The sequence below is a fragment of the Sinorhizobium sp. B11 genome (genome assembly GCA_039725955.1).
Lineage (GTDB): Bacteria > Pseudomonadota > Alphaproteobacteria > Rhizobiales > Rhizobiaceae > Rhizobium.
This window is the reverse complement of the sequence record CP091034.1, coordinates 3,251,905-3,275,847: the sequence shown is the minus strand read 5'-3', so window position 1 is coordinate 3,275,847 and position 23,943 is coordinate 3,251,905. Positions and strand designations below refer to the sequence as shown.

General features: G+C 61.4%; 25 protein-coding genes. 8 read left to right on the top strand and 17 right to left on the bottom strand.

All coding sequences use genetic code 11. The features are described 5' to 3' along the window. Window positions 1-60 precede the first annotated feature (60 nt). The 4 genes from LVY75_26360 to LVY75_26345 all read right to left on the bottom strand — a co-directional run bounded on the left by LVY75_26360 (window position 61) and on the right by LVY75_26345 (window position 2,126). Window positions 61-225, bottom strand: coding sequence for a DUF1328 domain-containing protein (locus LVY75_26360; GenBank protein XAZ22309.1), 165 nt, complete (start codon window positions 223-225; stop codon window positions 61-63). A gap of 100 nt (window positions 226-325) precedes the next feature. Next, window positions 326-850, bottom strand: a complete 525-nt coding sequence (locus LVY75_26355) for a hypothetical protein (protein ID XAZ22308.1) — start codon at window positions 848-850, stop codon at window positions 326-328. A gap of 104 nt (window positions 851-954) precedes the next feature. After that, entirely contained in the window at window positions 955-1,635 is a 681-nt protein-coding gene (locus LVY75_26350; protein XAZ22307.1) for a GNAT family N-acetyltransferase, read from the bottom strand. Further along, complete coding sequence (locus tag LVY75_26345; protein ID XAZ22306.1) at window positions 1,632-2,126, bottom strand: MarR family transcriptional regulator; 495 nt, start codon at window positions 2,124-2,126, stop codon at window positions 1,632-1,634. Before LVY75_26345 ends, LVY75_26350 begins: the two co-directional genes overlap by 4 nt. 214 nt (window positions 2,127-2,340) lie before the next feature. Between LVY75_26345 and emfA the strand changes: the two genes are divergently transcribed. Further along, window positions 2,341-3,255, top strand: a complete 915-nt coding sequence (gene emfA, locus LVY75_26340) for a CDF family cation efflux transporter EmfA (protein XAZ22305.1) — start codon at window positions 2,341-2,343, stop codon at window positions 3,253-3,255. Continuing rightward, window positions 3,255-3,719, top strand: a complete 465-nt coding sequence (queF, locus tag LVY75_26335) for a preQ(1) synthase (GenBank protein ID XAZ22304.1) — start codon at window positions 3,255-3,257, stop codon at window positions 3,717-3,719. The genes emfA and queF overlap by 1 nt, the downstream gene beginning before the upstream one ends. Before the next feature lie 132 nt (window positions 3,720-3,851). On the opposite strand, the gene LVY75_26330 is transcribed toward queF, so the two are convergent. Both LVY75_26330 and LVY75_26325 read right to left on the bottom strand, forming a co-directional pair. Beyond that, window positions 3,852-4,613, bottom strand: a complete 762-nt coding sequence (locus LVY75_26330; protein XAZ22303.1) for a DUF2076 domain-containing protein — start codon at window positions 4,611-4,613, stop codon at window positions 3,852-3,854. A gap of 115 nt (window positions 4,614-4,728) precedes the next feature. After that, window positions 4,729-5,439 carry a hypothetical protein gene (locus tag LVY75_26325; GenBank protein ID XAZ22302.1) on the bottom strand — a complete coding sequence of 237 codons (711 nt, stop codon included), beginning with the start codon at window positions 5,437-5,439 and terminating at the stop codon, window positions 4,729-4,731. Between the two features lie 155 nt (window positions 5,440-5,594). Between LVY75_26325 and LVY75_26320 the strand changes: the two genes are divergently transcribed. The 3 genes from LVY75_26320 to leuA all read left to right on the top strand — a co-directional run bounded on the left by LVY75_26320 (window position 5,595) and on the right by leuA (window position 9,611). Beyond that, window positions 5,595-6,182, top strand: coding sequence for an ATP-dependent Clp protease proteolytic subunit (locus LVY75_26320; protein ID XAZ22301.1), 588 nt, complete (start codon window positions 5,595-5,597; stop codon window positions 6,180-6,182). 162 nt (window positions 6,183-6,344) lie between these two features. Next, window positions 6,345-7,559 (top strand): benzoate/H(+) symporter BenE family transporter, encoded by a 1,215-nt coding sequence (locus LVY75_26315; GenBank protein XAZ22300.1) that lies wholly within the window; start codon window positions 6,345-6,347, stop codon window positions 7,557-7,559. 327 nt (window positions 7,560-7,886) lie between these two features. Further along, complete coding sequence (gene leuA / locus LVY75_26310) at window positions 7,887-9,611, top strand: 2-isopropylmalate synthase (GenBank protein XAZ22299.1); 1,725 nt, start codon at window positions 7,887-7,889, stop codon at window positions 9,609-9,611. A gap of 9 nt (window positions 9,612-9,620) precedes the next feature. On the opposite strand, the gene LVY75_26305 is transcribed toward leuA, so the two are convergent. Next, window positions 9,621-10,010: a helix-turn-helix transcriptional regulator gene (locus LVY75_26305; GenBank protein ID XAZ22298.1), complete on the bottom strand. Its 390-nt coding sequence runs from the start codon at window positions 10,008-10,010 to the stop codon at window positions 9,621-9,623. A 98-nt stretch (window positions 10,011-10,108) separates the two neighbouring features. Here LVY75_26305 and LVY75_26300 point away from each other — a divergent pair, with 98 nt between their 5' ends. Further along, entirely contained in the window at window positions 10,109-11,089 is a 981-nt protein-coding gene (locus LVY75_26300; GenBank protein ID XAZ22297.1) for a zinc-binding dehydrogenase, read from the top strand. 3 nt (window positions 11,090-11,092) lie between these two features. On the opposite strand, the gene LVY75_26295 is transcribed toward LVY75_26300, so the two are convergent. The 4 genes from LVY75_26295 to LVY75_26280 form a co-directional block, all read right to left on the bottom strand. Beyond that, complete coding sequence (locus LVY75_26295; protein XAZ22296.1) at window positions 11,093-11,929, bottom strand: anti-sigma factor; 837 nt, start codon at window positions 11,927-11,929, stop codon at window positions 11,093-11,095. A gap of 5 nt (window positions 11,930-11,934) precedes the next feature. After that, entirely contained in the window at window positions 11,935-12,447 is a 513-nt protein-coding gene (locus LVY75_26290; GenBank protein XAZ22295.1) for an RNA polymerase sigma factor, read from the bottom strand. Window positions 12,448-12,668: 221 nt separating this feature from the next. After that, complete coding sequence (locus LVY75_26285) at window positions 12,669-13,229, bottom strand: hypothetical protein (protein ID XAZ22294.1); 561 nt, start codon at window positions 13,227-13,229, stop codon at window positions 12,669-12,671. A 159-nt stretch (window positions 13,230-13,388) separates the two neighbouring features. Next, entirely contained in the window at window positions 13,389-14,297 is a 909-nt protein-coding gene (locus LVY75_26280) for a metallophosphoesterase (protein XAZ22293.1), read from the bottom strand. A gap of 68 nt (window positions 14,298-14,365) precedes the next feature. Here LVY75_26280 and LVY75_26275 point away from each other — a divergent pair, with 68 nt between their 5' ends. Beyond that, entirely contained in the window at window positions 14,366-14,845 is a 480-nt protein-coding gene (locus tag LVY75_26275) for an NUDIX domain-containing protein (protein XAZ22292.1), read from the top strand. Window positions 14,846-14,848: 3 nt separating this feature from the next. Here the strand turns inward: LVY75_26275 and LVY75_26270 are convergent, their stop codons facing one another. Next, a complete protein-coding gene (locus LVY75_26270) occupies window positions 14,849-15,838 on the bottom strand; it encodes a glutathione S-transferase family protein (GenBank protein ID XAZ22291.1) in 990 nt (329 codons plus the stop codon). A gap of 284 nt (window positions 15,839-16,122) precedes the next feature. Between LVY75_26270 and LVY75_26265 the strand changes: the two genes are divergently transcribed. Continuing rightward, window positions 16,123-16,623, top strand: a complete 501-nt coding sequence (locus LVY75_26265) for an N-acetyltransferase (protein ID XAZ25836.1) — start codon at window positions 16,123-16,125, stop codon at window positions 16,621-16,623. Between the two features lie 35 nt (window positions 16,624-16,658). Here LVY75_26265 and LVY75_26260 read toward each other — a convergent pair whose 3' ends face one another. Genes LVY75_26260 through LVY75_26240 form a run of 5 tightly spaced genes read right to left on the bottom strand, consistent with a single transcriptional unit; the run spans window position 16,659 to window position 23,912 of the window. Next, window positions 16,659-17,075: a GNAT family N-acetyltransferase gene (locus LVY75_26260; protein ID XAZ22290.1), complete on the bottom strand. Its 417-nt coding sequence runs from the start codon at window positions 17,073-17,075 to the stop codon at window positions 16,659-16,661. A gap of 2 nt (window positions 17,076-17,077) precedes the next feature. Further along, window positions 17,078-19,150, bottom strand: a complete 2,073-nt coding sequence (locus LVY75_26255; protein XAZ22289.1) for a hypothetical protein — start codon at window positions 19,148-19,150, stop codon at window positions 17,078-17,080. A 1-nt stretch (window position 19,151) separates the two neighbouring features. Then, complete coding sequence (locus LVY75_26250; GenBank protein XAZ22288.1) at window positions 19,152-21,971, bottom strand: DUF4159 domain-containing protein; 2,820 nt, start codon at window positions 21,969-21,971, stop codon at window positions 19,152-19,154. Beyond that, a complete protein-coding gene (locus LVY75_26245; GenBank protein XAZ22287.1) occupies window positions 21,968-22,888 on the bottom strand; it encodes a DUF58 domain-containing protein in 921 nt (306 codons plus the stop codon). Before LVY75_26245 ends, LVY75_26250 begins: the two co-directional genes overlap by 4 nt. Before the next feature lie 13 nt (window positions 22,889-22,901). Further along, complete coding sequence (locus tag LVY75_26240; GenBank protein XAZ22286.1) at window positions 22,902-23,912, bottom strand: MoxR family ATPase; 1,011 nt, start codon at window positions 23,910-23,912, stop codon at window positions 22,902-22,904. Window positions 23,913-23,943 lie beyond the last annotated feature (31 nt).

Sequence of the window (23,943 nt, the reverse complement as noted above, 5' to 3'; positions counted from 1 at the left end):
CTCTTGAACCCATAAAAAACCCGCCGGAAACGGCGGGTTTTTTATGTTTGGGATGTTCGTCTATACGCGCCGCATGAGCCGGGCGACGATGGATACGACGAACAGCACCAGGAAGATGAAAAACAGGACCTGGGCGATCGAAGCGGATGCGCCGGCAATGCCGCCAAATCCAAGGACGCCTGCAATCAGGGCTACGACGAGAAATACCAGAGCATAATACAGCATCGCGATCTCCTTTATCGGTTGCTGGCAATATAACGGAAACGAGAGCGCTTCGTTCCATTGGGGTCGCGACCAATTGAATTACGTGCTGGACCAATGCTTTTCAGCTGAACTGCAGGTCGGCCTTGAATGACGGATCGCCGTCACGCGGCATCGGCGGTTCTGCAGCTGCCAGATAGGATCTGGCCGGGCCGGTCAGCACGAACCAGAGACTGGCGCCGATCATGAAATAGGCGGCCGTCGGATCATCCGAGCGCGAGACGAAGGGAAGGCAGATGGCAGTGAAGAGGATGGCGAGCCGGACGGCCCATTCCGCCTCTCGCTTCATGAACGCCCTGGTTCTCAGCTTCTTGTAGGCAGCAACGTCGTAGCCGCCCACGTCGCGGCCGGATGTAAAGAGTATCCAGACGGAGGGAAGCGTCAACATGACCAGGCCGCCGTAACATAGAAGCAGCGCCGGCCCGGAGAGGAAATGGCCGGCAGCAAAGAGCAGGAGGCCTGTCACTGCAATATTCCAGAGCGGCTCCAGCCGCTCAGGCGACAGGCCGGTGCGACTATGCCAGGCCCGCAAGGAGCTGGCCGCACCGTCGAGCAACGGTTGGTCGATGTAGCGATTGATCCAATGCATATCCGCGCGGTCCCCAATTGACTGCAGGGCCGTCAACACCATGCAATTGGGTCGCTATCATGGCACAAACGGCAAAAGCAGGAGACCGCGGCGTTTTGGCCGACCTATGCGCCTCGCTTGACGACGCGCAGGTTCATTTCCGACCGCAGTTTGAAGCCGAGCGCCTTGTAGAGCGTGATGGCCGGCGTGTTGGTGTAATAGGCATGCAGGAAAACTGTGTCGCCCCTGGCGGAGATTTCGCCCGCGACATAGCGGAAGAGCAGGGTGCCGAGGCCGCGTCCCTGAAAATCCGGGTGGGTGCAGAGGCCGCTGAGTTCGCCAAACCCCGGGTGGCGCAGGCGCTGTCCAGCCATGGCGACGAGACGACCGTCGATCTTCACGCCCCAGAAGGTGCCCAGGCTCTGGGCGCGGAGCGTGAAGGGACCGGGTTTGGTCAGCGTCGCCAGCGCGAGCATTTCCTCCGCATCGTCAGAGGTCAGTGGCTGCAACCGGCTGTCGGAAATGCGCTCGTAAGGCCGCTCGGCGACCATCTGCACCAGCTTTCCCTCGGCGACGACCGTCAGTCCCTGCGGTATGATGACGGGTCCGGCTTCGACAATCGCCATGGCCTCATCAACGGCAGGAAGGTTCTCCAGCGCTTCGAGGCTTTCGCGCGTATCGTCGGCGGCGGCCGCGAAGGGGACGATTGAGGGCGGGTAGCGCATCGCCCGTTCGCCGCCTTCGGCGAGATCGGCATGTGCGGTGTGGAGCGCGTTCCAGATCGGCCGATCGAGAATATGGCTCATGGGGTCTTCTCCTTCAGGGCGCTCGTCCGGCGGGTAAGCGGTGCTTCGGCGAGGCCGTCTTCGATTGCTGCAAGCTGTTCCAGCAACGGGCCGTTGAGATCCCGGCAGAGATCGGCAACGGCGGCCGCGATATGCGGCCAGACCTGTTGCCTGGAATAATCGACGAGTTCCTGTCCTTTTGGTGTCAGCGACACGACCCTGCGCCGTTGATCCTCGGCGGATGGCTGCATGTCGAGGAAGCCGAGTTCCATCAGCTGGGAGGCGGTTCGGGTCGCGCCGGGCTGGGTGATGCCGACGGCTTGCGCCAGTTCACCTATCGTCAGTGGGCCGAGCCTGTCGATGGCGCCGAGGAAGGGATATTGCGCGGCCTGGATGGAGACGCCCAGTTCCTCGATCACCTGCTGCGTATCGGCCTGCAGACGCTCGCCAATGCGGCGGAAGCGGCTGCCGAGGCAAAGGTAGCCCAGCGATTTCACGACATCTTCCACCAAGGCGGTTTTTCCCAATTGCATTACAGGTTATATAAATGGTTATGAAATTTCCGTCAATCAGATCTGTCTTTGTTCTGACGTGCCAAAGCCTTTGACATTTCGACTGCGATTGCCCATATCACCCGCATCAGCCGCCTGCGCGATTCCCGCGCGGGCGGTTTTGCGTTTCAATGGCTTAAATGCTGCAATTCATTCGCAACCGCAGGGGGACGATATGAGCGACGAGGGCAATCTCACGGTTCGGAAACTGGCGTTCTGGGGCATTCCCATGTCGCTTGGCGTCATGGGACTGAAGATGGTCGCCTGGTGGGTGACGGGCTCTGTGGCTCTACTTTCGGACGGGCTGGAATCGTTCGTCAACGTGGTGGCGGCCTTCATCGCCTTCTTCGTCATCCGTTATGCGCAGAAGCCGGCAGACCATGACCATCCCTTCGGCCATCACAAGGCCGAATATCTTTCGGCCGTCACCGAAGGCGTGATGATTGTCGTTGCCGCGCTGCTGATCGTTCAGCAGGCCGTCGGCCATCTCGCCAACCCGCGCATGCTCGAGGCGCCCGTGCTCGGCCTTGCAATCAATATTGCCGCTGGTGTCATCAATACCGTCTGGGCGCGGCTTTTGATCCGTACCGGGCGACAGCACCGCTCTGCAGCCTTGATGGCGGATGGGCAGCACATCATGTCGGATGTGGTCACTTCGGTTGGCGTTCTCGTTGGCCTGCTTCTGGCGCTTGCGACTGGTTATGCGATCTTCGATCCCATTCTCGCCATTCTCGTTGCGCTCAACATTCTCTATCAAGGCTGGAAAGTGATCTCGCAGTCGATCGGCGGACTGATGGATCAGGCGGTCGAGCCGCAGGAACAGGAGGCGATCAAGCAGGCAATCGCCACCCATGCGACAGGCTCTATCGGTGTGCATGATCTCAAGACCAGGCGTGCCGGCTCGGTGACCTTCGTCGATTTCCATCTCGTCGTGCCCGGCAAGATGACGGTTCGCGAAGCGCATGATATTTGCGACCGCCTTGAAGATGCCATCCGCGCCGTGCATGCGGGCGCGACAATTGCCATTCACGTGGAGCCGGAGGGCGAAAAGGCCCATGGCATCCGCGTCAAAGTGATCAAGGAGGCGTAATGCCCAATACAGACGTTTCCAGCCTTTCGATGCTGGGCCAGCAGACGGAAACCGCCAAGAGCCCCGAAGAGGCGGTTCTGGAAAAGGTGCCATCCAATCATGCCGGCACCGATTACGTCGTGCGCTTCACTGCGCCGGAATTCACCTCGCTCTGCCCAATGACCGGACAACCGGATTTCGCCCATATCGTCATCGATTACATTCCCAATGAATTTCTGGTGGAATCGAAGTCGCTGAAGCTCTTCCTGCATTCCTTCCGCAATCACGGCGCCTTCCACGAGGATTGCTCGATCTATATCGCCAAGCGCATCGTCGAGCTTCTGGATCCGAAGTGGCTGCGCATCGGCGCCTACTGGTATCCGCGCGGCGGCATTCCGATCGACGTCTTCTGGCAGACCGGTAAGCCGCCGGAAGGCGTATGGCTGCCGGATCAGGGTGTCGCCACCTACCGTGGACGTGGGTGAGACGTCGTCGGGCGCAGCCAGCGATCGATCCAGTGAATCGATTGCAACGGCGAACGCCCTGAGCTTAAGGCGAAGGGCCGGGAAACGATGTGGCAATTGAAACCAACTGCCACTCTTTCCTTAAGCTAAATCCTAAACATCCGTCGTGTCGTCACCGGAATCATCCGTGAAGTCATCGTTGTCGTCGTAATCGGCCTGCTGGATGTTGTCGTTGTTATCATTGTTGTCAGCTCTGGAATCATCCGCCTGACTGTTGTCGCCGTAGTAATTGTTGATGACGGTTTCCTCGGTGGGCGCACCGGCATTGCCGAAGGGATTGGCGCCGCCAAAAGGTGAACCCAAGCCGAGCGACGACATGTGGTTGCCGAAAATGCCTGACAGGGAGTTGGCGAGAAGCATGCCGCCGGCCACGCCGGCCGCGGTGCCGAGAGCGCCACGCAGGAAACTGCCGCCGGCAGAGGGTGCAGAGGCCTGCTGGCTCCATGGGCCGGTTGGCTGCTGCGGCATCTGGCGACTGTTGTCATAGCCGCGCGGCGGCTGTTCGTAGCTGTCCCTCGGCGCGCTGCCCCAGGGACCGGGAGCGGGGGCCGGCTGCTGCGTCTGGGTGCTGCCGAAGATCGAGCTCAGGAAGCCGCCCTGCTCGGCCTGGCGGTGATCACCGGCGCCGGCTTCGAACTGCCGGACACGCTCTTCCAGTTCCTTGATGTGGTTGGCCGCCGCCTCCAGGCCCTTTTCCTGCACGATGACGGCCTGCGCCAGATAGTAGGTGGCGGAGGGCTGCGTGCGGGTCGCTTCCGATATCAGCGCTTCGGCTTCCGGATCGCGCGGTGTTGTGCCTGCGGTGCGGACGCGATCGAAAAGGGAGGTCAGCAATTGGCGTTCTTCCGGTGACATGTTCTGTCTCCTTTAAAGTTCTGCGGCCTTAACATTCGGCGGATGGGCCGCGTAAAGCTGAGTTAGGAAGCGATTAGGGCATTTCAAAGCCTTGGCGACTTACATTTCAGTAAGCTCAGGCCTCCTTCAGCCAGATGCGCAGAGGTCCCAGAAGTTCGAAGCCCGCGCGCAGCGCTTCGTCCAGATTGTCGCCGCGTTCGTAACCGACAAGCGGCTCTCGCGGATAGAGCTCGGCCGCCTGCGCAATCAGCCCGCGGCGGATGGTTTCGCCGTGCCGGCCTTCTGCAAACAGGTTCGACAGGCCGACTACTCCGGCATCGAGATTGAGGATGCCGCCGCCAATCGGCTTGTCGTGTTCGAAGCCGAGCAGAAAGGCGATTTCGGGGTCGTGGAGCAAGGGTTCGCTAAAGATCCTCTGCGCTACCGGGCCGTTCGCCTTACTCCATTCCACCTCCCATCGGGCAAGATCGGCAGCGCTTTCCATGCGCTTCCAGGAGATGGGGGATGGCACTGAAACTGGCGTGCGCATTCCGATCCATTCGGCCTCGAACAGCGGCGTGAAACCGAGCGGCTCAAGATCGAGGGCCGCATAGCTATCCTTGATCGCCCAAACGCGTTCCTCGCTGTTGACGAGCGTCGCGATCGCCTCCGTCTGCTCGCCGTCCGCCTCCGTCAGCGTCACGATGTCAGGATAGAAGGGCGGCGTGCCCCGGCGGTGAAACCAGAGTGTGGACGTGAACTCACCTGGTGAGCCCAGCGCATTGCAGACCGCATCGCACCAGAATGCATTGTTGCTGATGGCAGCACGCAGAAAGGAGGAGGCCATTTTATGTTTCTCCCGGGCTTTTCAGATGATGCGATGATATCGTCCGTTTGTCATAAGAATATCTTCACCGCTTCCTGCTTCCTCTTTTTCCCGCATTGTTTTACGCATTGAGTCGCACTATGTGCGAGGAACCGCATTGGACGAGAGAGGTTCGAATGAACGACGAAGAAGAACAGGACGACAAGACGAAGGAACTGCCGCTCGGCAAGGAAACGGAGGCGAACCTTTTCAAGTCGCGTTCGATCTTCATCTACGGGCCGATCACGCAGGAACTGGCGCAGAAGGTCTGCACCCAGCTCGTGGCGCTCGCCGCTGCCAATGACGAAGACATCCGCATCTATGTGAATTCGCCTGGCGGCCACGTCGAATCCGGCGATTCCATTCACGACATGATCAAGTTCATCAAGCCGAAGGTCTGGATGATCGGTACGGGCTGGGTTGCCTCGGCCGGCGCCCTCATCTATGCCGCGGCTCCGAAGGAACGCCGCATCTGCCTGCCGAACACCCGTTTCCTGCTGCACCAGCCGTCCGGCGGCACCCGCGGTATGGCTTCGGATATCGAGATCCAGGCACGCGAGATCATCAAGATGAACGAGCGCCTGATCAAGATCTTCTCGAAGGCTACCGGCCAGTCGGAAGAAAAGATCGCCAAGGATATCGACCGCGATTACTGGCTCTCGGCTGAAGACGCCGTTGCCTATGGTCTCGTCGCTCGCGTCGTGACCTCGCAGAGCGAAATCTGATTTTTTCGCTGATTCTGCCTTGAATTGACGCCCCGTTTGCGATCCGCAGGCGGGGCGTTTCCATGACTGCCGGCATGCTGCCATGCAATCTCGTGGGATTGCCGCGCAAGCGATCATTTCCAGGGGCAATCCGGCTTGCGCGCAATTCGCTTATGCTGCTCCATGCGCAATCTTCGCAGCCGGAGTCGCGCCATGCTCAAAGATTTCTCCGTACAGAGCCTGTTCATGGGGCTTCTGACGGCTTTCGTCGGGTTCACCAGTTCCTTTGCCGTCGTGTTGCATGGGCTTCAAGCGGTGGGTGCGACGGATGCGCAGGCGGCTTCGGGGCTGATGGCGTTGTCGATCTCGATGGGTCTTTGCGCTGTCGTACTCAGCGCCGTCACGCGTCTGCCGGTCAGTATCGCCTGGTCGACCCCAGGGGCGGCGCTGCTTGCGAGCATCGGAACGATTGATGGTGGCTTCAATGCAGCGGTCGGCGCGTTCATTCTTTGCGGTGTGCTGATCGTTGTTGCCGGGCTGTTCAGGCCGCTCGGACGGGCGGTTGCCGCCATTCCTGCGCCGCTTGCCAATGCAATGCTGTCGGGCGTGCTGCTCGGCCTTTGTTTTGCGCCGGTCAAGGCCGTCGCCTTCAATCCGTTGCTCGGTCTGCCGATCATTCTGACCTGGATCGTGGTCGGCGCCTTCAAGCGCCTTTGGGCGGTGCCGGCGGCGCTGGTGGCTTTCGTGCTGGTACTGGCCTTCGGTGTCGATATTCCCGCGGGTGCCTTCTCTTCGCTCGAGCAGTCGCTGGTGCCGGTCATCGATATCGTGCATCCGGTCTTCAATCTCTCGGGTTTCGTGTCGATTGCCCTGCCGCTCTTCATCGTGACCATGGCGTCGCAGAATATTCCTGGCATCGCGGTGCTGAAGGTCAATCACTATGATCCGATGCCGGGGCCGCTCTTTGCCGTGACCGGCGTTTTCTCGCTTCTTGCGGCGCCTTTTGGCGGCCATGCGGTCAACCTGGCGGCGATCACCGCAGCGATGTGCGCCGGGCAGGACGCGCATCCCGATCCCTCGCGGCGGTATTGGGCGGCGTTGATCGCCGGCGTCGGCTACATCATTTTCGGCCTGCTTGCCGGAGCGGTGACGGCCTTTGTCGCGCTGGCGCCACCGATCCTGATCGAGGCCGTGGCCGGTCTGGCGCTTGTCGGCGCCTTCTCCAGTTCGGCCATGGCCGCTTTCCAGGCACCGGAATCGCGTGAGGCAGCGGCAATCACCTTCCTCGTCACTGCGTCGGGCGTTTCCTTCGGCGGCATATCCGGCGCCTTCTGGGGGCTGATCGCGGGCGGGCTGATGCTGGCGCTGTCCCGTATCGTGCAGGCGAGGAAAAAATAGGCGAGGGGTTGCCGGAATTTCCGGCGGAGGCTATAAGCGCGGACATGAAGAGCACAAGCGCACGGATTTCCGAGACGATTGCACGCGGCCGCACGGCCCTGCGTGACAATACGCGCGCCCTGACCTCGCTTCTTCTCCTCGGCCTTACGCGCGGTTGCCGGGTCCTTTGAGGAGCGCCCGGCGGCCGAAAGCCCGCCCGGCCATCGCTCCTCGCGACTCACATTCAAAATTGACCAAACGACCGATCAAAGGTCCGCATTTGCAGTCGCCAAGCCTGATATGATCGGCTAAGACGCGAGGCAAATGCCGGGACGAGGAGACAAGACAATGGACACGACCACCCGCCGATCCTCCGCAGGCGCCAAGGGTATGCCCGACGCCGCCGTCAAATACCGGCCCTATCCGCAGGTGAACATTCCCGACCGCACCTGGCCGACCAAGACCATTTCCAAGGCGCCGATCTGGTGCTCCGTCGACCTGCGAGACGGCAACCAGGCGCTTGTCGATCCGATGGGCCATGATCGCAAGGCGCGCATGTTCCACCTGCTCCTGGAAATGGGCTTCAAGGAAATCGAGATCGGTTTCCCGTCCGCCTCGCAAACCGACTTCGATTTCGCCCGCTGGTGCGTCGAAGAGGGCAATGTGCCCGACGACGTCTCGCTGCAGGTGCTGGTTCAGTGCCGGCCCGAACTGATCACCCGCACCTTCGAGGCGCTGGAAGGCGCAAAGCAGCCGATCGTGCACTTCTACAATTCCACCAGCGAACTGCAGCGCCGCGTGGTCTTCGCCAAGGATGTGCACGGCATCAAGCAGATTGCCGTCGATGCCGCCAAGATGATCAGCGACATGGCGGCCAAGGCCGGAGGCGGCTATCGTTTCGAATATTCGCCCGAGAGTTTCACCGGTACTGAGCTGGATGTGGCGCTGGAAATCTGCAACGCCGTCATCGAGGTGATGAAGCCGACGCCTGATAACAAGCTCATCATCAACCTGCCTTCGACGGTAGAGATGGCGACGCCGAACGTCTACGCCGACCAGATCGAGTGGATGTGCCGCAATCTCGACAACCGTGAGAACCTGATCATCTCTCTGCATCCGCATAATGACCGCGGCACCGGTATCGCCGCTGCCGAGCTCGCTCTGCTGGCTGGTGCCGACCGCGTCGAGGGAACGCTCTTCGGCAATGGCGAGCGCACCGGCAATGTCGATGTCGTCACCATGGCGCTCAACATGTTCACGCAGGGTGTCGATCCGCAGATCGACTGCTCCAATATCGAGCGCATCAAGGAAGTGTTCGAATATTCGAACCAGATGGCGATCACCGAACGTCATCCCTATGTCGGCGAGCTGGTCTACACGGCCTTCTCCGGCTCGCATCAGGATGCGATCAACAAGGGCATGAAGGCAGCGCAGGTTGCCAACCATCCGGTCTGGGAAGTGCCGTACCTGCCGATCGACCCGCGCGACGTCGGCCGCTCCTACGAGGCGATCATCCGCATCAATTCGCAGTCCGGCAAGGGCGGCATCGCCTATATCCTGCAGCAGGACTACGGGCTCAACCTGCCGCGCAACCTGCAGGTCGAATTCCGCGGAGACATCCAGCGCATTACCGATGAAGAAGGTAAGGAGCTTCCGTCAAAGCGTATCCACGACCGCTTCATCGAGCGCTACGTGACCCAGCCGAATGGCCGCCTGAAGTTCGTCGATCATCACACCTACCCTGACACCGAGCGCAAGGGACAGAGGGTCGTGGCGGCCGAAATCACTGACAATGGCGAGATCAAGCGTATCGAAGGCCGCGGCAATGGCCCGATCGATGGCTTCATCAATGCGCTGTCGCATTATCTCGGCATCGAGATGTCGGTCGAGGACTATTCGGAGCATTCGTTGCAGCACGGCTCCAATGCCGCCGCTATCTCCTATGTCGAGACGTCCTACCCGGGCGGCAAGCTCTTTGGTGCCGGCATCAACACCAATATCGTCGCGGCATCGCTCGAAGCGATCGTGTCGGCTGCGAACCGCGTGCTCGACGTGAAGGCCGGCAAGGCCTGAGTATTCCGATCAGGCCGCGATCGCCTCAGGATGACGCGGCCTGACGATGCAATCGGCGAGCTCATCGAGTTCGCCCTGCGCCTCCGCGTGGTTCTGTCCCCATTGGCAGAGAGCAAGAAGGATTGGCTCCAGCCCGAGGCCGAGCTCGGTTGTGCTATATTCCACCCGCGTCGGCACCTCGGCAAAGATCTCCCGGTGTACAAGGCCGTGCTCTTCCATTTCCCGTAACTGCTGGATCAGCACCTTCTGGGTGATGTCAGGCATCATGCGCTTGAGTTCCGAAAGTCGTCTGGGTCCTGAGAAGACGTGGTAGAGGATGACGGGTTTCCATCGCCCGGAAATGACCTTCAAAGCGCGTTCCACAGGCAGTTTCGGTAATCTTTTCATGGGCTCGGCCATGGTCACCTCCTGGTGGGTATGGCACTGATATGTGTGTATTTTGAACTGTAAATCGAGTGCTAAGGCCTGCTTCACGCCATCAAAACGTGAGGTTCGCCATGAAAGCCGTTCAATTCACCCGCTTCGGTCCGCCTGAGGTTCTCGAAACGATCGAGGTGCCCAAACCGGAACCCAAAGGCGGCGAGGTGCTGGTGCGTGTCCATGCTGCCGGTGTCAATTTTTTCGAGGTTCTGATGCGGGCGGATCGTTATGCCGTCACGCCGCCACTGCCTGTCTTTCCCGGTGTGGAAGTGGCAGGCATCGTCGAAGACATTGGGGTGGATGCCGATCCGTCGCTCTCCGGTGCGCGTGTCGCTGTACCGCTCTTCGCAATCGGGCGTGGCTTTGGCGGTTATGCCGAATATGTGGCTGTGGATCCCGGAGCGGCGGTGCGTTTGCCGGACAGCCTTTCCTTTGCAGATGCGGCGGCGTTGATGGTGCAGGGCCTGACGGCTCTGCACATGGTGCGTCGTAGTCCGCCGAAGGGAAAGGTGGTGCTCGTCAACGCTGCCGGCGGCGGGGTGGGATCGCTGTTGCTGCAACTTGCCAGGCTGGAGGGAGCGAGCAAGGTCATTGCCGCAGCAGGCAGCGAGGCCAAGAGGAAAATAGCACTTTCGCTCGGCGCCGACCTGGCGGTCGACTACACCGCCAGAGATTGGGCCGGTCCCGTCAAGGCAGCGACCGGAGGGCAGGGCGCCGATGTCATTTACGAGACGGTTGGCGGTGATGTCGCGAGGGCGTCTCTCGCCGCACTTGCTCCGGCCGGAGAAATGCTCTTGGCGGCCATGGGGCGGTTCTCGCTGGAGCTTTCCGATATCCGCTCCATGCTGGATGCAAACCAGTCATTGAAGGGCTTTTCGCTGCTGCCGTTGATTGCCGCCGACAAATGGAAGGACGATCTCGCTCTCCTCTTCGATCTCGCCGCAACCGCAGCGCTGAAGCTCGTGCACGGCGGGAGTTTTTCACTTGATGAAGCGGCTGAGGCGCATCGCGTGCTCGAAGAGCGCCGGGTCGGCGGAAAAGTCGTTCTGATGCCTTGACCATTAAATGGCGGCGGCGACTTCCATGGCGAGCTGGCCGAGAGAAGCCTCGGCGGAGGGGCCAGCCAATACATAGGACGTGCCCGCATTGTGCCAGGTTACAAGGCCGATTTCGTCGCGGATCGTTTCCTTGAAATCTTCCGTTTCCGGTGGCTGCGCATCCTTGCGGAAACATATCGAGATGATATCGCCATCTGTGTTGGAATAGACAAGCTGGCCGACAGGGCGGTTGTCGCCAAGGATCACGCGCGCGCCCTGGAAGGTCCAGGATCCAGCGGAAAGATCCGGCACGCGGAACGGCACGCCGATCGCCGTTGTGAGCCAGGAGGAGATTTCCTCGGCTTGGGAGGCCGGCACCTCGACGAGGTGACGCGGCTGGCGAACGAGAAGCCGCTGAAAGGCGGTGACGTCGCCCAGCCAGTCATTGGTGTTGATCTGCGCCGCGGCGACCGGTGCAGCGTCATCCGTATCCGGCGCATTGCCGATGAAATAGCCGATGCCACCACCGACGACGAAGAGAATGAGGGCAGCGGCAAGCGCCTGACGGCCGTTCGGCGCGAGCTTCAGCTGCGGGCGCGCGCTGCGCGGGGCGATCGGCGTCTTCGGCGGCTGCGTGCTCTTGATGGATCGGACAAGCGCCAGCGGAACAGGCTCTTTCAGCATGTCGTCGAGCTTGCGACGTCCGAAATCGACGCCGTGGCGGAGCTTGTCGTAGATCTTGCGGGCATTTTCATCCGTTGCCAGTCGGCCTTCCAGCTCCAGCTTCTGTTCCGGTGTGGTTTCGCCATCGAGGAGGGCGGCAAGCTGGGCTTCGAGCGGCTGTTTTTTGAAATCGAGCAAATCAGTCAGTACCTGTGAACGGGCGGATTGTGACCGGACAATGCGGCGAAATGGAGTCGTGCGGTGGAAAGCTGGCCGGCAATATTGCCGATTGCGATGCCCATGATTTCGGCTGCCTGCTGATAGCTGTGGCCTTCCACGTCGATCAGCACGAAAATGCTGGCCACGCCCTCGGGCATCTCCGCAAGCATGCGGTGCAGGGCGTCGGTATCGACGGCGGCCACGCGGTCGCGAATGGCGTCGCGGATATCGGTCACATTGCCTCGCGCGGCCGGACGCGGCTTGCGCTTGCGACTGTCTTCCGCCCATTGCTGGCGGGCCAGCATGTAGATCCAGCTTTCCAGCCGGCCTTCGCCGTTCCACTGATGTCCCTTGGAAATAGCGCGCAGACAGACCGACTGAACCAGCTCATCGGCCGCAGTCGTCTCTCCCGCGAGCGTAATGGCAAAGCGGCGGAGGCGGGGCAAGAGACCGACGAGGTCACGCCGGATATCGGTGGTGGTTGCGGGTTGGCGCATGGTCTTTCCAAGAAGCATTCACATTGGCCGAAACTCATACCAGCATCGAATATGGGCCAGCTTCGCATGCGGGGCTTGCCCGGCGGGCGCGAAGCCATCGTATTCATCCCGGCCATACAGGCGGCTTTTATGGAACAGGTCGCCTGTATTTCGCAAGCGCGGGGTTCATTTCATCCATCCCTTGCCAGGGGATTTCCGCACGATACCCCGCGGAGCTTGTCTCAATATGTCCTGTAGCCGTTCAGGCTCTGCAGCAGAGCGCGATAGGCCCAGGTGTTTTCGCCGCCGCGATCGCGAATCTCGACGAGCTGGACGCGGGCGCCCTGGATGTCGCCCTGCTCGGCAAGCGCCATGCCCATATAAGAGCGTGCGAGGATATAGTTCTCATCCTGCTGCAGCGCCTTCTTGTAGTAGGACATGCCGAGCTCCATGCGGCCGGCCTTGCGGTTGGCATAGCCAAGATAATTCAGGATGCGCGGATCGTTCTGGTTTTTGGCGAGATTGAGCACCGTGATGGCGTTTTCATACTGGCCGGCATAGGCGAATTCGCGGGCGAACTTGTAGAGATCGTCATCGTTGAAGCTCTGCTTCTTCGGGTCGACGCATTCCTTCTTCTTGGCATCCCACACCTTGCCTTTGGTGCAGGTCTTGGTCGTCTGGGTCTTCTGCGGCGGGGAGGTATCGTCATTGTTGTCGCCGACCGCGAAGGCGGACGTGGCGAGGCCTAAAGCAAAGACGGAAACAAGCGAAAGTCTGCACAGGCGACGAAGAGAAGCAGTCATCGGGCGTACTCCGTTTTGAAACGCTGCGGTTGCCGGATTGTACGCCGACGATTGAAAATACCAAGAGCCCCGGCGGCCTTTATTGCTGATGTTGCGACACTGGCAAACGCTCTTCACGCGTTGCTTCAATCGCCGTCGGGACTGATTCCGCAAACGGCGTTAAAATGCGAAAATATCAGCGCTTTCCGGCATCATGCCGTCACCGGTGTCGTTGATGCTGAAGCGCTCGCCCTTCACCTCCCAGGCGCCGGGAGAACCGGAAATGGAGAAGAGATTGTAGGCGGCGCGGGGCTTGATGCCGCCCGGTCCCTGCGAGGCAGAGGCGATGCCGATGACAGGGACGGGACCCGTCTGCCCGCGCAGCCAGTAGAGCGTATTGAGATGCGTGTGGCCATGCAGCACGAGTTCCGCTCCGCCGGTGGAAATGACGGCTGCGAAACGGCGGATGCCGATCATGCGCTTGTAAAAGGAGGTCGCGCCGCGGATGGGCGGATGGTGGATCATGACGACACGGAAGAGACCGGCTTCACCGGCAGCGCGCAGCATGTTGACCGTATCGCGCGCCTGGCGCGCGCCGAAGAAGCCGGAGGCCGCGAAGGGTGGGGTTGCAACGGCCGTCGAGCAGCCGACGATTGCGACCTTGTCGCGGATGCGAAGGTAGGGGAAGATGTGGCGGTCTTCTTCCCATTGCGGCGGAGCGAGGTCGCCGCGCACATAGTCGTACCAGGCGCGCATCGACTTCTCATAGGAGCCTGGCACATAGGCATCGTGGTTGCCGGGAACGACCGAGGTCGCGGCGGGATCGCCGAGTTCGCGCAGCCAGGCTGCGGCGGCGCGGATCTCGATGCCGCTTGCGAGGTTGACGAGGTCGCCGGTCACCGCCAGATGGTCAGCCTTATGCGAACGGATATCGTTCAGCAGCAGATCGAGCGTGCTGCCGAAAAGATGCTTGCGCCGGTTGCGGTGCCAGTTCACAAAGCCCGTAATACGTTTTGAAAAAAGTTCGTGAATGGAAAGGCGGGGCAGGGGTCCGAGATGGACGTCGGAGATATGCGCTAGCTTGAACATGCAACGACACATAGACCAGCTTATTTACAATTCAAACACATCCGCGCGATGAGAGTATGAAAGAGCCCATGGCAGACAAACAAACATGGCCCCTTCACATGAAAGTGTTGGTGCGGCTGCTGCACGTGTATTTTTCCATTGCGCGCGGAATGACGATGGGGGTCCGTGCAGCCTGTTTCGACGAGCAGGGACGCCTCTTTCTCGTTCGTCACGGCTATACCGGCGGATGGCATATGCCAGGCGGCGGGCTGGAGCGAAACGAGACCGCAGAAGAAGCGCTCATCAAGGAATTGCGGGAGGAAGGCAACCTAAGGATCGTCGGCAAGCCGCAACTCTTCCACGTCTATTTCAACACCAGTATCACCCGGCGCGATCATGTGGTCTTCTATCGCGCCACCGTGGAACAGACGGCACCTCGGCCGCCGGACTGGGAAATTGCCGATAGCGGCTTTTTCGAAATCCACAACCTGCCGGCGGAAACGACCGAAGCGACGCATAGGAGGCTGGCCGAGCTCCGCGGCGAGGCGGAGCCGGCGCATTATTGGTAAAGCTCAGGCCGCCGTCGCCAGCTTGTCACGGCCATGCGGCCGGTCGAGATCGAGCGCCGGCCCAACGGGCACGATGCCGGTCGGGTTGATGGTCTTGTGGCTCCGGTAGTAGTGTTCCTTGATGTGTCGCAGGTTCACCGTGTCGGCAACACCAGGGGTCTGATAGAGGTCACGCAGATAGGCCTGCAGGTTGCGGTAGTCCTCAATGCGTCGGATATTGCATTTGAAGTGGCCGACATAAACGGGATCGAAACGTACGAGCGTCGTAAAGAGCCGCCAGTCGGCTTCGGTCTGGCGATCGCCGAAAAGGTAACGGCCCTTGCCAAGGCGCTCATCGAGCCTGTCCAGTGTTTCGAAGAGCTTGACGACATTTTCCTCGTAAGCTGCTTGCGTGGTGGCAAAGCCTGACTTGTAGACGCCGTTGTTGACGGTGTCATAGACCACGTCGTTCAGCGCATCGATGTCTGCCCGCAGGGCTTCCGGGTAATAATCCGCTGTTGAGCCCGTCAGGTGATTGAAGGCGCTGTTGAACATGCGGATGATTTCGGCCGACTCGTTGTTGACGATCGTGCCGGTTTGCTTGTCCCAGAGAACAGGGACAGTGACGCGGCCGGAATAGTGCGGATCGGCCTTCACGTAGATTTCCCAGAGCGCTTTGGAGCCAAAAATATGGTCGCCGGTGGCGCCATTGCCGACTTTGAACTCCCAGCCGTTTTCCACCATCAGCGGATCGACGACCGAAACGGAAATCAAGTCTTCGAGCTTCTTCAGCTTGCGGAAGATCAGCGTGCGATGCGCCCAGGGACAGGCGAGGGAAACATAGAGATGATAGCGACCCGCTTCCGCCTTGAAGCCGCCTTTGCCGCTGGGACCGGCTTCTCCGTCGGCCGTGATCCAGTTGCGGAACTGCGATGGCTGACGCTTGAAATGACCCTTCGTTTCCTTCGTATCGTACCAGACGTCATGCCAGACGCCGTCTACCAGCATGCCCATGTTTTCTACCTCTGAAATTGGTTGTTGCAGCATAGATATTGCAGTGCGCTGCATTTTGCAGGTTGGCAAAGATTGAACACTGCGTCTCGGCCACCCAGCTCTTGACCGAATTTTTGCAATGGACGCCGGAAATTTTTCCTGCTATCCGCCTTCCTCACAAAATTCTGGAATCCTGCTTGATGTCCATTCTCAGAGGCCTGCGACGACGCTGATGTTCCCGAACGCCTGAGGGCGTGTTCGCGAACCCATATATCTGCGTCTATACGGTCTCTGTTCCCATGCTCATGTACAAGCACGATCTCGTCTACCTCACCGAGGATGCGTCTCACGACGCTGCTATCGAACACATCAACGAAGAAGCCTTCGGCCCGGGCCGGCATACGCGCGCCGCTGCACGCATCCGCGAGCAGGGACCGCATGACCTGTCGCTCTCCTTCATCTGCGCCGATGACGGCGAAACGATCGCTTCTGTGCGGATGACGCCGGTTATGGCCGGAACGGTGAAGGGGCACCTGCTCGGACCTCTTGCGGTGCGGCCGTCGCACAAAAGCAAGGGCATTGGCCGGGAGCTGGTGCGCATTGCGGTGGAAGCTGCCAAACGCAAGGGCTCGGAAGCCGTCATACTGGTCGGCGACCCGCCCTACTATTGCCCGCTCGGCTTCGAAAAGGTCGCCTATGGCGCGCTGACCTTTCCCGGTCCGGTCGATCCGGGCCGCGTTCTCGTCGTGCCATTCGCGGAAGATGCGCATGCCCGGCTGAAGGGCAAGATTGCCTGGCGGAAGTAGGGCATTTCCGTCCTTTTTTGCTGGAATTGCTCTCGTCACAGCATCTTCTTGAGGAAGGTCCGCGTTCGGCCGTCGGGAAAATCCGGCAGTTCGCCGAAGACCTCGTAGCCCTGACGCTTGTATGCGCTGAGCGCATTCGGATTGAACGTATCGATCCAGGCCCCGCGGCAGCCGCGGGCAGCGGCTTCTTCTTCCGCCTTTGCAAGGATCTTGCCGGCCATGCCGCTGCCGCGGAGCGTATCGGGAATGTAGAGCAACTGTACGAAGAGCCAGCCCCAGGCAGTGTAGCCGGACAGACCGCCGGAAACCTTGCCGTCGGTATCGCGGATCAGAACGGCAAGCGCCTGCCGCTCGGACGGGCCGACATCCTCGGTGTTGAAAGCCGTCAGGCCATCGGTGATGACAGCGAGCTCTTCCGGTGAAGGGGAAGCGGTGAGCTCGAATTCCGGCATCTTTATCGTCCTTCGCGCCACCACATGGCGCCAAAGGCGAGAAGCAGAATGCCGACACCTGCAAAGCCTGCGAAGAGCGGCAAGGTGTTGATGCCCTTCAACACGGTCTCGTTGGTCATGCGGATCTGCATGCGGTCATTGTCGGTGACGCGTACCTGGCCCCGCACGGGAAGGATCGGCGGGACACTGATGGCGCCGGCATTGTTGACGACACGGGTCACGAGGCCGCGGCTCTTGTCGGTGATAGGCTTAAGAGCCGCCGTCGTCGAGATCATCGCCTTGAATTCCGGGGCATCGACGGCGCCGACATGGGCGAGTGTCGTCAGGTCGCCATTGCGGATTTCGAAAAGGCCGATCTCGTCCATGCGCTTTTCGGCCTTGTAGAGGCCGGGCTCGGTCTGCGTCAGCGGCAGGTTCTCGGTCTTGCCCGAGGGGTAGCGCACGACCGCGTCACCGGGAGCATCGCCGATCGTCTGGCGGGTGATTTCCAGCGTGCGGCCGGAGGTGCGCGCCGTCAGCGCCTCTTCTTCCAGCGCCGGTTCCTTCATCAGCCAGTGGGCGATGCGACGATAGAGCGAGACATGCGGGCCGCCGCCCTCGAAGCCACGCGCCCAGAGCCAGCCCTGATCGGAAAGCAGCATGGCGACACGTCCCTGGCCGGCGCGGTTGAGAACCAGCAGCGGATGGTTGTCGGCGCCAACCATAACGGTCTGGCCCTGTGGCCGGTCGACATCGACGCTGCGGAACCAGCGGCCCCAATGCGGCGGCTCGTCGCCGGAGCCGTCAAGCCCGCGCGTGACAGGGTGCTTGCGGCCCTGTTCTGACAGGCGGGGATAGAAGGCTTGCTCGATCATCCGGCCGGTTGGCTCTGCCGGCAGCACGGACGCGAGCGGCGTCATGGCGATCGATTCCGGGCTTGCATGCTCGGGGCCAGCGGCAATCAGCAGCGCGCCGCCGTTTTCCACGTATTGCGCGATGTTGTCGTAGTAGAGCATCGGCAGCACATTGGCGCGGTCCTGATAGCGGTCGAAGATGATCAGGTCGAAATCCTTGATCTTGTCGACGAAGAGCTCTCGCGTCGGGAAGGCGATCAGCGACAGCTCGTTGATCGGCGTGCCGTCCTGCTTTTCCGGCGGCCGCAGAATGGTGAAATGTACGAGATCGACCGACGCGTCGGATTTCAGGAGGTTACGCCAGGCGCGCTCGCCGGCATGCGGTTCGCCCGAGACGAGGAGGACGCGCAGGTTCTGGCGGATGCCATCGATGATGTGCACGGCGCGGTTATTGGCATCCGTCACCTCGCCGGGAATGCCGGCAACGGAGAATTCCAGCACATTCGGGCCACCGCGGGCCACCTTGAAGGAGAAGGGCGTATCCTGGCCGGGTGTTGCCTGAAGGGTGGCGATCTCGTCGCCATTGAGGCGCACCGTCACATTTGCCACGCCGCCCGGGCTCGGGCCGTCGTCGAACACCCGCAGGACGAGCTGCTGTTCCTCGTTAACGATGCCGAAGCGGGGGGCCTTGATGACTTCGATGCGGCGATCGAACTCGTTCGGCTTGCCGGTGATCAGGCCGTGGATCGGTGCGTCGAAGCCGAGCGCCTGATTGACGCCGGGCACGTCATGCACCTCGCCATCCGTCAGCATGATCGCGCCGCCGACGCGCGAAGGCGGCACATCGGCGATCGAGGCCGAGAGCGCATCGAAGAGACGGGTGGAGGGCACATCGGAATTGCGGTCCTCGTTCACGTCCACGAAACGCGGCTCGATTTGCGGAAAGCGCGCCAGCTGCGTCTTCAGAGAGGCGAGCGCCTCATCGGTCATCGTCATGCGATCGGCCGTCTGCTGGCTCTGGCTGCGGTCGACGATAACGGGGACGATGGTCGACAGTTGATCGCGGTCTTCCTGCAGCAATACCGGATTTGCAAGTGCTGCCAGAAGGGCGAGAGCGGCAAGCGTGCGGATCCACGCGCCGCGAATGCCGCGCCAGATCGCGAATATGGCGATCAGCAGGACGATGCCGGTCAGCACCGCCAGAAAGGGCCAGGGAAGGAAAGGCGAATAATCGATCGTCATGTCACTGCCCCAGCCGTTCGAGCAGGTCGGGCACGTGGACCTGGTCCGTCTTGTAGTTGCCGGTCAGCATGTACATCATGATGTTGACGCCTGCGCGGAAGGCATATTCGCGCTGCGTTTCATCCGGCGGCACGGTGGGCAGGAGCGGTGTGTCATTATCGTCGACGGCCCAGGCACCGGCAAAATCGTTCGCGGTAATCAGGATCGGCGAGACGCCGTCTGCGGCAGCGGCTGGCCTATTGGCATTGCTCTGGTTCTGACCTCCCTGCCGCGCTTCGATCCAGAGCGGGCTGCCGGCGTAGCGGCCTGGGAAGCTGGACAGCAGATAGAAGGACTTGGTCAGCACGTGGTCGTGCGGTACGGGTTCCAGTGGCGGAATATCCAGATTGGCGAGGATCTGCTGCAGGCGCTGACCGTTGGCAGTCGTGTCGCTGCCGCCTTCGAGAGAGTCGATCTGGTCGCGCGTATCGAAAAGCACCGTTCCACCGTTGCGCATGTAGGCGTCGATACGGCTGATGGCGGCGTTGGACGGCATCGGCGCAGTTGCGGAAACAGGCCAGTAGATGATCGGGTAGAAGGACAGCTCGTCCTTGTTCAGGTCAACGCCGACGGGCGGAGCCGGCTCCAGCGTCGTGCGGTAAGTCAGGAATTTCGTGAGGCCGTCGAGCCCCTCTTCGGAAATATTGTCGACATCCTGTTCGCCGGTCACGACATAGGCGAGATGGGTATTGTCCAGCCGCTGCATGATGATGTCATCGCCCGGCTGGGTATCATTGGCATGCGAGATGTCCGGCCGCAGCATCAGGCCGGCCGCAAGCGCCACGGCGATCGTCGCGGCAGCCCTGGCGCGCGGGCGCATGCGGGAGAAGGCGCCGTTCATGAAGAGCACGATCAGGCTGTCGGCGAGGAGCAGCAGGAAGGCGATGAAGAAGAGCAGGGGCTTGGCAGACCAGCTTTCGCCGCCGATGAGACCGGCGCGGACGACATTAACGCCAGCAATGTCGAGTGGTTTCAGGTTCGCGTTTTCGGGCAGCACGTTAAGTGCCGCAAAGCCATCTTCCGAACCGTAGAGGCCGGGCGGGTTGTCAAAATTGGCAAGGGGTGCGGCCTTGGCATTCGGTATCAGCGGACGGGCATTGCCGGTTTCCGTCACCAACGTGCCCTTGGCCGTCAGCATGCGGAAGGGCGGCAGGGTTTCGGCGACACGCGCGCTGCCTGTCGATTCCGAGGTCACGCCGCCAGAACGCGAGATCTGGATGAGGTGTCGCAGCATTTCGACGAACGTGCCTGAAATCGGCAGGTTTGACCAGGTGGCTTCGGCACTGACGTGGAAGAGAACGATCTGGCCGGCATTCATCTTATTCATCGTTACGAGCGGGGTACCATCGGCAAGGCTTGCCCATGTGCGTTCGGCAAGATCAGGCGTCGGCTCCGCCAATACCTGACGGTTGATCGTGACGTCGGTCGGGCGCGGTATGCCGGCAAACGGGCCGAAAGCGGGGAATTCGGCAAGCGCCTGCGGTTCGCTCCAGGACAGGCTGCCGCCAAGCGCCCGTTCGCCTTGTCGCAAGGTGACCGGGATCAGCGGGTCTTCGGCAGGGGCTGCAGCCAGGCGCGGGCCGGCAAAGCGCAGCAGCATGCCGCCATTAGATATCCAGCGCTGCAGAGGCGCGTAGGTATCCTCCGGAAGACGGCCGATATCGGCCATGATGATGACGGAGGGATTGTTGGCGAGCAGTTTCGGGATGGCGACCGAAAGATTGGCATCGGTCGGCCTCACCAGGTCCGCATAGGGTTCAAGCGCCCGCTGGATGTAGTAGAGCGGGGATAGCAGCGGCTGGAATTCATCGCCGCTTTCGCCCGACAGCAGCACGACCCTGCGACGCTTGAAGGCATCGTCGAGCAAATGCACGGCGCCTGCAGTGGCCCCGGTGTTGATGCTGACGCGGGCAAAATCGTTGCGCATCTCGAAAGGAGCGGAAATGCCGGCATTGACGGCTGTCTGGCCGGGGGCGAAATCTGCCCTGCCGGTGGCGATCACGCGGCCCTGTGCGTCCTGTGCGTTGAGCGGGACGGAGATCGCGCCACCGGGGCTGAGGCGGGTCACTTTGACCGTCATCGCGTCAGCCGCATTGGCGGCGCCAGAGATTGCGACCGTCTGGGCCGCATCGCCTTCGATCACGCGTAGTTCGGTGGGCTGAAGGTCGGAGAGTTGATGCACGATGGCGTCATTGTCACTGCTTGCCGCGCCGTCGGTGAGGAAGACAAGCGTACCCGGATGCGTGCCGTTGAGCGCCGAGCGCAGGGCCTCGAATGCCCGTTGGCGATCCGGCACGAGCGGCTTCGGCTGGGCGGCACGCAGCTTTTCGCGGGCGGCCGAGGCCGTCCCGGGTGTCGCGTCGTTTGTGGGCTCTGCGGTGAAGGCGACCGAGACGACGGCACCGGCGGACTCGGCATCGTCGATCAGTGCGTCGGCCGTCTGGACACGGCGCTCCCAGTCGGGTGCCGAAGCCCAGCTATTGTCCACGAAAAGCACGAGCGGACCACCGGATGCAAGCGTGCTGGTCCGCGGATTGAAGACCGGATCGGCGATCGCAAAGATTATCGCGGCGGCCAGAAGCATGCGCAGCAGCGTTAGCCACCAGGGGCTTTTCGCCGGCGTTTCCTCGCGCTTCAGCACGGTCGCGAGGATCTTCAGCGGCGGGAAGACTTCTGCCTGCGGACGCGGCGGCGTGAGCCGGAGCAACCACCAGATAACGGGAAGGGCAATCAACGCGCCAAGGATGGCGGGATAGGCAAAGGCGAAAGGAAGAGCGCTCAAAGCTGTCCTCCATGTGTTGCCTTTGCCGGCATTCCCGAAAGATACATATGGATTGCGACCAGCGCTTCGGACGCCAGGTGATCGGTGCGGTGGCTGACGAATGTCCAGCCGAGATGGCGCAGTGATTGACCGAGGTTTTCGCGCCGGGCGAGATATGCGTTGCGATAGGCTTCGCGCAGGCTCTCGGCTCGTCCGGAGGTCAGCCTTTCGCCGGTTTCCGGATCGGTGAATTCGGTGCGGCCGTTGTAGGGGAAGATTTCCTCGGCCGGATCGGCGATTTCGACCACATGGCCGCGCAGGCCGCGGCGGGCAAGCGGCCCGAGACGGGCCATAATGGCGGGTGCGTCATCAAGAAAATCACCGATGAGGATGAGATCGCTCCAGCCGCGCACCATCGCAGTTTCCGGCAGGCCGCCGGTCAACGGCGTGTGCATCAGGACAGCTGCAAGCCTTTCGGCGGCGTTGCGGGCGGAGACGGGCTCCATCACCCCGGGACAACCGATACGCTCCCCGGAGCGGGCGAGGATCTCGGCCAGCGCCAGCATGATGACCAGCGCACGGCTCTCCTTCGATGCGCTGCCATAGGTCGATTTGTACATCATCGAGGGCGACATATCGGCCCAGAGCCAGATCGTGTGGGCGGCCTCCCATTCTCGGTCGCGCACATAGGTATGGTCGTCGCGGGCGGAGCGGCGCCAGTCGATGCGCGACAGGCTTTCGCCTTCGCTATAGGGGCGGAACTGCCAGAAATTCTCGCCGATGCCGCGTTTGCGGCGCCCATGCCAGCCGGCAATCACGGTATTGGCGATACGCTTGGCTTCAACCAGGCAATCCGGCACGAGAGCGGCCCGCTGCCTTGCGCGGGAAAGGGCATCATTGCCTGACGTCGGGTTGACGATCTGTCCGATGGATGCCACGCGCTACGCTTCCTTATCCCTTTGCCTGCCTGACCAGTCCGGCGATGACGTCGCGCACCGACATGCCCTCGGCACGGGCGGCAAAGGTCAGGGCCATGCGATGCTCGAGAACGGGCTCGGCGAGTGCGTAGATATCGTCGAGCGAGGGTGCCAGACGGCCCTCGTAGAGCGCGCGAGCGCGGGCGCAGAGCATCATCGCCTGGCCGGCGCGCGGGCCGGGGCCCCAGGCGACATGCTTGTCGGTGGAGGCATTGCCCTGGCCCGGGCGGGCTGAGCGCACGAGCGAGAGGATGGCATCGACGACGGTGTCGCTGACCGGCATCTGGCGGACGAGCGTCTGAATTTCGGACAGACGTGCCGCATTGATGACCGGTTCGGGCTTGGCTTCGGTCAGGCCCGTGGTTTCCAGCAGGATCTGGCGTTCGGCGGCAAGTTCAGGATAGTTGACATCGACCTGCAGAAGGAAACGGTCGAGCTGGGCTTCGGGAAGCGGATAGGTGCCTTCCTGCTCCAGCGGGTTCTGCGTTGCGAGAACGTGGAAGGGCGAGGGCAGGTCATAACGCTGGCCGGCAATGGTGATATGGTATTCCTGCATCGCCTGCAGCAGAGCAGACTGGGTGCGTGGCGAGGCGCGGTTGATTTCGTCAGCCATCAGAAGCTGGGCGAAGACGGGACCCTTGACGAAACGGAAGGAGCGGCGGCCACTGTCGTCCTGGTCCATGACTTCAGAGCCGAGAATATCAGATGGCATCAGGTCGGGGGTGAACTGGATGCGGTTTGCAGCGAGGCCGAGGACTTCGCCAAGCGTCGTCACGAGCCTGGTCTTGGCAAGGCCGGGAACGCCGACGAGAAGGGCATGACCACCGGAGAGAACGGCGAGAAGCGTATTTTCAACCACGCTTTCCTGACCGAAGATGACCTTGGAAACTTCCGTGCGGATGGCGGCGATATCGGATAGCGCTCGTTCTGCGGCGGCGACAATCGCCTGTTCATCGAGGCTAGCTTCGGTCTTGATCATACCCACGGGCGTCTCCAACGGCTGAAATCATTCGGCT